Source organism: Lutibacter litoralis, from assembly GCF_014646675.1.
Taxonomy (GTDB): domain Bacteria; phylum Bacteroidota; class Bacteroidia; order Flavobacteriales; family Flavobacteriaceae; genus Lutibacter; species Lutibacter litoralis.
In genome coordinates, this window is record NZ_BMNS01000005.1 from 146496 (window position 1) to 157848 (window position 11353).

The window sequence follows — 11353 nt, forward strand, 5'->3', positions numbered from 1 at the left end:
TCTGTTAATGATATAATATTTAAACTAAAGTGCTTGCATAGTAACCAGTTTAAAATATTCACCTTTTTTGGCTAATAATTCGTCGTGTTTACCTTGTTCAACAATTTCTCCTTTTTGAAGTACTAAAATTAAATCTGCTTTTTGAATTGTGGATAAACGATGTGCAATTACTAATGATGTTCTATTTTCCATCATTTTCTCCAGTGCCACTTGCACAAGTTGTTCACTTTCGGTATCTAAGGCAGAAGTAGCTTCATCGAGAATCATAATAGGTGGATTTTTGAGCACAGCACGTGCAATACTTAAACGTTGCTTTTGTCCTCCTGAGAGTGTATTTCCGCTATCTCCTATGTTTGTTTCATATTGAAGCGGTAAATCTTTTATAAATTCGTGTGCATTTGCAATATTAGCCGCATCTTCTACTTGTTTTAAACTTGAAGTTTCAACTCCTAAACTAATATTATTTTTAACAGTATCATTAAATAAAATAGATTCTTGAGTTACAATTCCCATTAAACCTCTTAAAGATTTTTGCTTGATATCTTTAATAGCAACACCATCAATTTTTATAACACCTTTATTTACATCGTAAAATCTAGTTATTAAATTGGCTAGCGTAGATTTTCCACTTCCAGATTGTCCTACCAAAGCAACTGTTTGTCCTTTTTTAATTTTTAATGAAAAATCTTTTAAAACATATTCATCTAAGTATTTAAAAGAAATGTTTTCGAAAGAAATTTCAGTATCAAAACTATTTTTCTCTAAAGCATTTGGTGTATCGACAATTGTATTTTCGGTTTCTAAAATATCTATGATACGCTCTGCCGAAGCATTTCCTTTTTGAATACTATAAAATGCTGTTGAAATCGCTTTTGCAGGATTTAAAACTAAGTAAAATAGTCCAATATACCCGAAGAATTCCTGAGGTTGCATATTGCTGTTTTCACTTAAAACCAATCTTCCGCCAAACCATAAAATAGCAATGATCGTTGCTGAACCCAAAAACTCACTCATAGGAGAAGCTAATGTTTTTCGTTGAATAACGCTGGTCATTAAATCTCTAAATTTAGTAGTAGAATTATTGAATTTATTTTCAATTTTAGTTTCGGCATTAAACCCTTTTATAACACGCAAACCTGTTAAGGTTTCTTCCATAAAAGATAAAAAAGTTCCTGTTTCTTGTTGTGCCAGTAAAGACTTTGCCTTTAACTTCTTACTAATTGCAGAAATTATAAAACCAGAAACCGGCAATAGAATAAATACAAATAATGTAAGCTTTGCACTAATAGCAAACATTGATATTAATGTTAAAATAATGGTTAGAGGCTCACGAACAATGGTTTCTAATGAGGTTAAAAAAGAGTTTTCAACTTCCTGAACATCAGAAGTCATACGCGCAATAATATCGCCTTTTTTCTTTTCAGAAAAGTAAGAGAGCGGTAATTCTATAATCTTATGATATAGGCTATCTCGTAAATCTTTTACAACACCATTTCTTAAAAATGCCAATACAAAAGAAGCTAAATAGCGAAACAAATTTTTAAAGAAAAATAAACTAAAAGATAAAATACAGATAAAGAGTAGTGCTTTATCAATTCCACCACTATCCATTAATTCTGTGACTTTATAATTTAAAGATCCAGAAACAAAATCGTACAAACTTGAAATTCCGTTATAAATAGGTTTCTCGTAAGTAGGTTCCTCTTTTCCAAATAAAATTCCGAGTACAGGAATAAATCCTAAAACAGAGAGTACATTAAATAATGCATACAAAATATTGAATACTATATTTAGGTATGCATATTTAATATAAGGTTTTGCGTATTTTAAAATCTTTTTGAAATAATTCATTAAGATAGTTTCATTTCAGTAATAATTCGTTGAATTTTTGTATCTAAATCAGCTTCCACTTTTTGAGCATTTTCAATAGCATCTAGTGGTGCTTTTACGCTAAAGTAAAATTTAATTTTAGGTTCAGTTCCGCTTGGTCTTGCAGCAATCTTTGTTCCATCTTCAGTTTCGTAAATTAATACATTAGATGTTGGAATCTCAATAGTTTCAACTGTATTGTTAATTAGATTTGTTTTAGTTGAGGCGTCATAATCATATATATAAAGAACTTTAGAACCATCAATCTCAGTAACTGGATTTTCACGTAAATCTACCATCATTTGGGAAATTTGTTGTGCGCCATCCATTCCTTTTTTAACAATAGCAATTAAATGTTCTTTATAGAAGTTATTATCAACATAAATTTGTAATAATTCTTGATACATAGAGCTTCCTTTTGATTTTGCGTCTGCAGCAATTTCGCAGGCTAATAGGGTAGAGGAAACAGCATCTTTATCGCGCACAAAATCACCTACCATATAACCAAAACTTTCTTCTCCACCACCAATAAAATCGAGCGTTCCTTCTGCATCACGTATCATTTTGGCAATCCATTTAAACCCAGTTAAACTAACTTTAGATACTACACCGTAACGGTCGGCAATTTCACTTACTAAATTGGTAGATACAATTGTAGATCCAACAAACTGTTTTCCGTTTAATTTACCTGCTTCTTGCCATTTTTTAATCAAAAAGTCAGTCATTAAACACATGGTTTGGTTACCGTTTAACAGTACCATTTTACCTTCTAAATTTCTTACGGCAATTCCTAATCTATCACAATCTGGGTCTGTACCAATAACAATGTCTGCTTGAATTTTATCTGCTAAGTCTGTAGCCATTTTAAGAGCTGCAGGTTCTTCTGGATTTGGAGAAACTACTGTTGGAAAATCACCGTTTGGAACGCGTTGTTCTTCAACAATATGAACATTATTATATCCCGCTTTTTCTAATGCTTCTGGAACAGAAACAATAGATGTTCCATGTAGAGAAGTGAAAACAACTTTTAAATCATCACGGTTTTTAGTGCTTTCAAAAGTTCCATTATTTACACAAGAATCGGTAAAAACACTATCAACTTTTTCTCCAATAATTTCAATTAAATTTTCATTTGCATTAAATTTAATTTCAGAGAAATTTAAACTATTAACTACATCAATAATTTTTGAATCGTGTGGAGGAACAATTTGTCCACCATCATTCCAATATACTTTATAACCGTTATATTCTGGCGGATTGTGTGAGGCTGTTAAAACAATACCAGCATCGCAATTTAAGTGTTTTACTGCAAAAGAAAGCTCGGGTGTTGGTCTTAAATCTTCAAATAAAAATACTTTTATGCCATTGGCTGAAAATACATCTGCTACAATTTTTGCAAATTTTTGACTGTTATGACGGCAATCAAAAGCAATAGCTACTTTAAGTTGTTTATTAGGAAAAGTTTGAATTAAATAATTAGATAAACCTTGTGTTGCTTTCCCTAAAGTATATTTATTTATTCGGTTAGTTCCAGCGCCCATAATACCACGCATACCTCCTGTACCGAATTCCATATCTTTATAAAATCTATCGGCTAATTGATCTTGATCCGTATCGATTAAGAGTTTAATTTCTTTTTTTATTTCCTTATCAAATGTGTCTGTTAACCACAATGATGCCTTATCTATATAGGTGCTCATAATATTTTATATTCAAATTTTAATACAAAAATACTGTTATTCAATGTAAAATAATAGTACTATTTACTAAAACGTTATATATTGATTTTGTTAGAAATTGAATATCTTTTTGTGTCGGATTTTGTGCGTAGCATTATTTCTCCTAAAAACCCTGCTAAAAAAAATTGTGTACCAATAATCATAGTTACCAATGCAATGTAAAATTGCGGTCTATCTGTAATTAATCTACCTATAGGATTAAAAAATAATTTATCAATACCTAAATAAAAAGCAAATGTGCAACCTACAATAAACATTAAAGTACCTAAAAAACCGAATAAGTGCATAGGTCTTTTACCAAATGTTGATAAAAACCATATGGTAATTAGGTCTAAAAAGCCATTTATAAAGCGTTCTATTCCAAATTTAGTAACGCCATATTTACGTGCTTGATGTGCAACTACTTTTTCGTCAATTTTATTAAACCCGGCATTTTTTGCAAGTACTGGAATGTACCGGTGCATTTCACCATTTACATCAATGTTTTTAATAACTTCTTTTTTATAGGCCTTTAATCCGCAATTAAAATCATGTAATTTTAATCCTGAAGTTTTTCGGGCGGCAGCATTAAATAATTTTGAAGGAATGTTTTTTCTGATTTTAGAATCGTAGCGTTTCTTTTTCCAACCAGAAATTAAGTCGAAGCCATCTTTAGCAATTAAATTATACAATTCTGGAATTTCATCTGGACTGTCTTGTAAGTCCGCATCCATTGTAATAACTACATCGCCTTCAACTTCTTTAAAACCAGCATTTAGAGCTTGTGATTTTCCGTAATTTTTTTGAAAACGAATGCCTTTTACAAAAGCATTTTTTTTTGAAAGTTCTTTTATAACTTTCCAAGAAGTGTCTGTACTACCGTCATCAATAAAAAGTATTTCATAAGAATAACGATTGGATTGCATAACTTTTGCAATCCAATCGTGTAATTCATTTAAAGATTCTTCTTCATTAAGTAGTGGAATAACTACTGATATATCCATTTATTTTATTTTTAATCTTCTTCAGTTCTTTTTAATATTAAACCTTCAATAAGTGAAATAATAAACCCAAAGAATAAGCTTCCAACAATTCCCATTGCAGCACCAATTAGTGGACTAGAGAATTTTTCTTGCATACTTATTGCCATTTCCAATTGTTCATCTGTCATATTTGGATTTTGTTCTAACATTTTTTCTTGACCAACCTTCATCATATTTTCCATAAAATCTGGTTCAATAAAATTGATGAAAATTTGATTGTAAAGAACAGATATAATTGCACCAACCAAAGCAATTCCTAATCCAATTTTTAAAGCTTCACCTAAGCTTAAAAGATTATTATTACCTTCTTTAAAGTTTTTTAAACCCATAAAAATAATAACGGCCATAATTACAAAGCTAGCAGCCATTACACCAAACCCTTGGTCGTAAATTTTACCCATTGCATAAATTGCAACTGATAGGATAACAGAAACTACACCTAATATTAGTCCATAGTTTAACATTACTTGTTTTGATGATGTTGATTTTTGGTTTTCCATAATTGTTTTGTTTAGTTTTTAAGTATAACAAATATACTAAATACACATTTAGTACAAGGTTAAATTAATTATTATTACTATTTGTTTTTAATAATTTATTAGTAATCAGAAATTTAAAAATGTTACATAAAATTATAAAAAATTCGTTGTTTAAACTAAAAATTGATTGTAGATTTGCACCGGGCAAGTCCTACACAATCAGCTCCCTTTGAATCCTCCAGGGCGGGAACGCAGCAAAGGTATTAGGTTGTAGCGATGTGATGTAGGTAGCTTGCCTTTTTTTATGCACTATAATTACGGTATAAAAATCATTTTCTTTTAAATTTTACTTTTGCTAGGTTGTTGTTAATTAGATTTTTATAGCCGAATTTGATTCAGGAATAAAACAAATAAACTTTTACACTATTTAACCTTTCAACTTTTAATTAACTTTACCTTTAATTTTTTGATACTTAAAAATGAATAAAGTTGTTTTAATTACTGGCGGCTCATCTGGAATAGGAAAGTCTGTTGGAGAATTTTTATCTGAAAAAGGATTTACGGTTTATGGAACAAGCAGAAATCCACAGAATATTCAAGACCATCCTTTTAAATTAGTGGCGTTAGATGTAACAAATATTGAAACTATTACCGCAGCTGTAACCGAAATTGTTTCCAAAGAAGGAAGGTTAGATATTTTGATTAATAATGCAGGAATGGGAATTACGGGTCCAATTGAAGAAACGCCAACAGATGAAATGCGTAGTGTTTTTAATACAAATTTATTTGGTGCTATTGATGTTATGAAAGCAGTTTTACCACAAATGCGTTCTCAAAAAAGTGGTTTAATAATAAACGTTACTTCTATTGCAGGTTATATGGGGTTGCCTTTTAGAGGAATTTATTCAGCAACCAAAGGTGCATTGGAAATTGTAACGGAAGCTATTAGAATGGAAGTAAAAAGTTTTGGAGTACAGGTAACTAATGTTGCGCCTGGCGATTTTGCTACTAATATTGCATCAGGAAGGTATCATACACCTGTTTTTGAAAACTCACCTTACAAAAAAACGTACCAAGAAAATTTAGATTTAATGGATGCTCATGTTGATAGCGGTAGCGATCCTATAGAAATGGCTAACGCTATTTATAAAATCATTAAAACTCCAAAACCTAAAATACACTATAAAGTTGGAGATTTTATGCAGAAATTTTCAATTGTATTGAAAAAAATACTTCCAGATAAAATGTATGAAAAATTATTAATGAATCATTATAAATTATAAGTTTTTAGCTTATTCTATAATTATTTTTTTTGAAACATGAATACCATTATTCGTGACTTTCATAATATAAATTCCAGCAGTCCAACCTGTAACTTCTAATTTAGCATTGGTTTTTGGCTGTACTTTTATGGTATGCACTAACTGCCCGGTTACTGTATAAAACGTAATAGAAGTTGTTCCATTTGTTACGTTATTTTTTATATAAAATTGTTCTTGGGCAGGATTTGGATAAATAGCAATGTTCGTATTTAAAATATCTTCTTCAATTGAGAGTGTACTATCAGGATCACTATTTAGAAAAAAACCAATTGTATTAACATTAGAGGAGGTTAGTGTGCCAGTTGCACCAGAATTTTTATGCTGAAAAGAGGCATTAAAAGAATCCCCTTGATTTATGTTATTTACAATACCAATTAAACCTCCACTTCCTGTTTTATCAACTGGAACATAACGTTGGATTTCAAAGAGAGTTAATGTTCCTCCTGCAGAACTCCCAAATTTGTAGGTAGCATAAACTACGTTATTGCCTGAAGCCAACATATTATATGAAGCATGCATAAAAAACTTATTATCTGTAAAACCATTTGTAGGGGCTGTTATAGGTGCCGAGTTTATTTCCTCATAACTATTTGCAGTACTAGTGTCATTAGGAGGGAAATCACTGTACGCAGGAAAAACATGGTCTCCTGTGGCAATTGTGCTTCTTAATGCAACTGCTGAAATTGTAGTTCCAGATGTTGTGATATTAGTTCCATTAGTTACTTTGTGCCCTAACCTAAAATAATAATTTCCCGCTGGCTTGTTTTTAATTAAAGTAACAATGGTAGCAGCGCCAATTCCATTATTACCAGTTGCGATAATAGATCTTGTAATTTCTGAATTAGGAATGTCTGTAAAAGTATCATCATCGGTAGATTCTTGTAAAGACCATGCTCCAGTTGCAGAGGTATCTGTTGTACTAGTTGAAAATGTTGAAACAATATAAATATCTGCAGTTTTTTCTAAGGTAATCATATTTGTAGTTGCAGCGGCTATATAAGTTGCAGATGAAGTGCTTGCTGCAGCAGCAGTAGTAGTTGCTTGTTCATTTGGTAAGATAATAGTATTACTAGCAATCTCAATAGCAGTAATTACAGCTTTCGATGTAAACTGTTTGCTAGATCCAGTAGTAGTTTTAGCTTGTTCTAAGCTAAAAGTTTTTGATTCGGTTAGAGGTGCTCCATAGTCGAAAATAAAAGAGATTGCAACAATCCCTTTGTCTGTGTATGTTTTTGTTGCAATATAACGATCTATGGTTTGACTATCAGTAGTGCCATCTGTCAATCTGAATTGAGTATTTATATCACTATTTCCAACAGTTACTTCAACTTCGATTGTGGCTTCTACTAGAACCTTAGTGCCTGCTGATAAACTTAAAACTGTTGAAGCTACAGTATTCCATGTATTTGAAGAGGTGCTAGATGTAGCAGAACCTTGACTGAATGACGCGTTTAAAGCTTTTTGGGCATTAACAAATGTTGTATTTAACAACAAAAATAGTATAGCTGTAATACAAATATTATTTTTCATAAATACTCATTTATTTAATGCAAGGTTAAGTTAAAAAACATTTAGCAAAAATACAACTTTCATAAGCTTTTCTGAAAAGTAATAGAGTATTAGACAAATATTCTTTTTTAAAAGTGCATTTTTTTTTATCTGGAAGCTCATAAACCAATGATTTGACTACTTTTGTAGCAGAAAATAAATTAATACTAATTAATAAATTTAACAAATGAAATTTTTTATCGATACTGCTAACTTAGATCAAATTAGAGAAGCACAGGCTTTAGGGGTTTTAGATGGCGTTACTACAAACCCATCATTAATGGCAAAAGAAGGAATTACGGGTGCTGATAATATTTTGAAACATTATGTTGATATCTGCAATATTGTTGATGGCGATGTTAGTGCAGAAGTAATTGCTACAGATTTTGCAGGGATGATTAAAGAAGGTGAAGCATTAGCAGCTCTGAATCCTCAGATTGTTGTAAAATTACCAATGATTGCTGATGGTGTAAAAGCGTGTAAGTATTTTTCAGACAAAGGGATAAAAACGAATGTAACCCTAGTTTTCTCGGCGGGTCAAGCATTATTAGCAGCGAAAGCTGGAGCAACTTATGTTTCTCCGTTTATTGGTCGCTTAGATGATATTTCTACAGATGGCTTAAATCTAATTTCTGAAATTAGACATATTTATGATAACTATGGTTTTGGAACTGAAATTTTAGCAGCATCTGTACGTCATACAATGCACATTATAGATTGTGCTAAATTGGGCTCAGATGTTATGACAGGTCCTTTAAGCGCTATTAAAGGGTTGTTGAAACATCCTTTAACAGACAGTGGTTTAGCTCAATTTTTAGCAGATTATAAAAAAGGAAACTAAGTTTTTTAAAAGCTTTTTAATATTTAAAACCATAAAAAATGTTTATTGAATCAATTCAATAAACATTTTTTTTATAATTTTAATTTGTTCGCTGCTATAAATAACAACTTTTTTATATTACAGACTATAATAATCTAAGGCTTCAATAAGTAGTGATTTATCTACATTACAGTCGAATTTAAATTTCTCAAAATCAGAAAGTAATACAAAATTAACCTTACCGTTTACATTCTTTTTATCATGAATTAATAATTCAATAATGGCATCGTAATCTGAGGTTTCTATTACTACTTTTCCATAAATATTAAGCAATTTATCTTTAATCTCTATTAATTTATCAGAAGGAAAATTTAATAGTTTTTCAGATAAGAAAGCTTCCGTAATCATACCAATTGCAATAGCCTCACCATGAGTCAATTTTTCTTTGTTTTCAGACTCTAAAAAATAAGATTCAATAGCATGCCCTAAAGTATGTCCGAAATTTAAAATCTTACGAAGTCCATGTTCTTTTGGATCTTCGGTAACAACTTCATTTTTAATTTCAATAGAACGATGAACTAAAGAGATTATGTTACTAATATAGAGTTCTTTAAATTGTGTTATTTCACTCCATAGTTTAACGTCATACGTTAAGCCATATTTAATAATTTCTGCTAAACCAGAACGTATCTCACGTTCCTCTACAGTTTCTAAATATTGAGGATCGATAAGTACCATTTCTGGGTCTGAAAACAATCCAATTTGATTTTTTAAAACACCTAAATCAACACCTGTTTTTCCGCCAACAGAGGCATCAACCATACTTAATAATGTAGTTGGAATGTTAATAAATCTAATGCCTCTTTTAAAGCAAGATGCTACAAATCCGCCTAAATCTGTTATTACACCACCACCTAAATTAATTAGTAAACTCTTTCGGTCAGCTCCTAATTCAGTTAACGCATGCCATACTCCTGTACAAGTATCAAGGTTTTTGTTTTCTTCGCCAGATTCAATTTCAATAATTTCAATTTCAGAATTTGTTTCAAGGGATTCCAATAAAATTGGCAAACAGTTTTGGTTGGTATTTTCATCAACTAAAATAAAAATTTTTGATATATCTTTTGAAGCTAAAAAGGCATTTAATTTCAAATAAGCATCTTCATTAAAGTTTACAAAGTAATTATTGGATAATATAGGTTTCATTTTGGATAATATTTTTGTGCAAATTAAAGCGAAAAAAATGAAAAAATAAACTCTTTGTAATTATCTTTGATTAAACAAAACTTACAATGGAAAATTTATTTAATAATACAGAGGTTGCCTTTGCTATAAAGTCAAACGCTGAACTAGATAGAGCTTTTTATCTTTTTGAAATGATAAAACGTGAGCCGCTAGTAAAAATTGGTACAGCAGTAACCAGATTTGCTCTTAAAACTCATTTACCAGTTGAGGGGATTATAAGGGCAACTGTATTTGATCATTTTTGTGGTGGCGTAACAGAAGAAGATTGTATGCCTACAATTGATAAAATGTACACTAAAAATGTGCATTCTGTATTAGATTATTCAGCTGAAGGTAAGGAAGTAGAGGAGCAATTTGATCTCGCTATGGAAAAAACGTTAAACACTATTAAATTTGGAAAAGAAAAGCCATGTATTCCGTTTGCAGTTTTTAAACCAACAGGTTTTGGAAAGTTTAACATTTATCAAAAAATAACCGAAGGAGTACCACTAGATGCACACGAAGAAATAGAGTGGAAACGCATAAAGGAAAGATATGATATTGTAAGTAAAGCGGCATATGACAGGGATGTTCCGTTATTAATAGATGCTGAAGAATCTTGGATGCAAGATGCTGCTGACGATTTAATTGAAGAAATGATGCGTAAATACAATAAAGAAAAAGTAATTGTATTTGGAACACTTCAATTGTATCGCTGGGACAGATTAGAATATCTTAAGAAACTTCATGAACGTGCTAAAAAAGAAGGCTTTAAAATTGGAATGAAATTAGTGCGTGGCGCCTATATGGAAAAAGAACGTGAACGTGCAGAGAAGAAAGGATATGCAGATCCTATTTGTGAAAACAAAGAAGCCACAGACACAATGTTTAATGATGTTTTAACATATATGTTTAAAAACATTGAAGATATGGCTATTTTTGCTGGAACCCACAATGAAGAAAGCTCCTATTTGTTAATGGATTTAATAGCGAAATCTGGATTGGATAAAGATGATAGAAGATTGTGGTTTGGTCAGTTATACGGTATGAGTGATCATATAAGTTATAATTTATCAGATTCGGGTTATAATGTTGCAAAATATTTACCTTTTGGACCTGTAAGAGATGTTATGCCTTATTTAATTAGAAGAGCTGAGGAAAATACATCTGTTGCGGGACAAACAAGTCGAGAATTGCGCCTTTTAAAAGAAGAGAGAGAGCGAAGAAAAATTTAATCCTACTTTTTTAAACTGTTTACTTTAAAAATAAACATTGCTAAATTAATATCGTTCAAAAGCTATTATAAATTAGTTATTGAACGATATTTTTT

The 11353-nt window shown here is 30.8% G+C and carries 9 protein-coding genes and 1 other RNA gene; 4 read left to right on the plus strand and 6 right to left on the minus strand.

Annotated features, from left to right (window positions below; genetic code table 11):
* Positions 1-24 precede the first annotated feature (24 nt).
* The 4 genes from IEW75_RS09060 to IEW75_RS09075 form a co-directional block, all read right to left on the minus strand.
* Positions 25-1851, minus strand: coding sequence for an ABC transporter ATP-binding protein (locus IEW75_RS09060; RefSeq protein WP_134246789.1), 1827 nt, complete (start codon positions 1849-1851; stop codon positions 25-27).
* Positions 1851-3569 (minus strand): phospho-sugar mutase, encoded by a 1719-nt coding sequence (locus tag IEW75_RS09065; RefSeq protein ID WP_134246788.1) that lies wholly within the window; start codon positions 3567-3569, stop codon positions 1851-1853. The genes IEW75_RS09060 and IEW75_RS09065 overlap by 1 nt, the downstream gene beginning before the upstream one ends.
* A 74-nt stretch (positions 3570-3643) precedes the next feature.
* On the minus strand, positions 3644-4591 hold the full coding sequence (locus IEW75_RS09070; RefSeq protein WP_134246787.1) for a glycosyltransferase family 2 protein: 948 nt from the start codon (positions 4589-4591) through the stop codon (positions 3644-3646).
* Positions 4592-4602: 11 nt separating this feature from the next.
* Complete coding sequence (locus IEW75_RS09075; RefSeq protein ID WP_134246786.1) at positions 4603-5130, minus strand: DUF4199 domain-containing protein; 528 nt, start codon at positions 5128-5130, stop codon at positions 4603-4605.
* Between the two features lie 181 nt (positions 5131-5311).
* Here IEW75_RS09075 and ffs point away from each other — a divergent pair.
* Positions 5312-5410, plus strand: an RNA gene (ffs, locus tag IEW75_RS09080) — signal recognition particle sRNA small type.
* 178 nt (positions 5411-5588) lie between these two features.
* Positions 5589-6392, plus strand: a complete 804-nt coding sequence (locus IEW75_RS09085) for an SDR family oxidoreductase (RefSeq protein ID WP_134246785.1) — start codon at positions 5589-5591, stop codon at positions 6390-6392.
* 9 nt (positions 6393-6401) lie between these two features.
* On the opposite strand, the gene IEW75_RS09090 is transcribed toward IEW75_RS09085, so the two are convergent.
* Positions 6402-7961, minus strand: a complete 1560-nt coding sequence (locus IEW75_RS09090; protein WP_134246784.1) for a T9SS type A sorting domain-containing protein — start codon at positions 7959-7961, stop codon at positions 6402-6404.
* Positions 7962-8166: 205 nt separating this feature from the next.
* Between IEW75_RS09090 and fsa the strand changes: the two genes are divergently transcribed.
* Complete coding sequence (gene fsa, locus IEW75_RS09095; RefSeq protein WP_134246783.1) at positions 8167-8820, plus strand: fructose-6-phosphate aldolase; 654 nt, start codon at positions 8167-8169, stop codon at positions 8818-8820.
* 117 nt (positions 8821-8937) lie between these two features.
* Here fsa and aroB read toward each other — a convergent pair whose 3' ends face one another.
* Positions 8938-10005, minus strand: coding sequence for a 3-dehydroquinate synthase (aroB, locus tag IEW75_RS09100; protein ID WP_134246782.1), 1068 nt, complete (start codon positions 10003-10005; stop codon positions 8938-8940).
* Between the two features lie 86 nt (positions 10006-10091).
* Between aroB and IEW75_RS09105 the strand changes: the two genes are divergently transcribed.
* Entirely contained in the window at positions 10092-11258 is a 1167-nt protein-coding gene (locus tag IEW75_RS09105; protein ID WP_134246781.1) for a proline dehydrogenase family protein, read from the plus strand.
* Positions 11259-11353 lie beyond the last annotated feature (95 nt).

Excerpts from the sequence above, each read along its gene's own strand:
- IEW75_RS09075 (WP_134246786.1), bottom strand. The coding sequence starts at position 5,130 with ATGGAAAACCAAAAATCAACATCATCAAAACAAGTAATGTTAAACTAT.
- IEW75_RS09070 (WP_134246787.1), bottom strand. The coding sequence starts at position 4,591 with ATGGATATATCAGTAGTTATTCCACTACTTAATGAAGAAGAATCTTTA.
- IEW75_RS09090 (WP_134246784.1), bottom strand. The coding sequence starts at position 7,961 with ATGAAAAATAATATTTGTATTACAGCTATACTATTTTTGTTGTTAAAT.
- IEW75_RS09085 (WP_134246785.1), top strand. The coding sequence starts at position 5,589 with ATGAATAAAGTTGTTTTAATTACTGGCGGCTCATCTGGAATAGGAAAG.
- IEW75_RS09105 (WP_134246781.1), top strand. The coding sequence starts at position 10,092 with ATGGAAAATTTATTTAATAATACAGAGGTTGCCTTTGCTATAAAGTCA.
- fsa (WP_134246783.1), top strand. The coding sequence starts at position 8,167 with ATGAAATTTTTTATCGATACTGCTAACTTAGATCAAATTAGAGAAGCA.
- IEW75_RS09060 (WP_134246789.1), bottom strand. The coding sequence starts at position 1,851 with ATGAATTATTTCAAAAAGATTTTAAAATACGCAAAACCTTATATTAAA.
- aroB (WP_134246782.1), bottom strand. The coding sequence starts at position 10,005 with ATGAAACCTATATTATCCAATAATTACTTTGTAAACTTTAATGAAGAT.
- IEW75_RS09065 (WP_134246788.1), bottom strand. The coding sequence starts at position 3,569 with ATGAGCACCTATATAGATAAGGCATCATTGTGGTTAACAGACACATTT.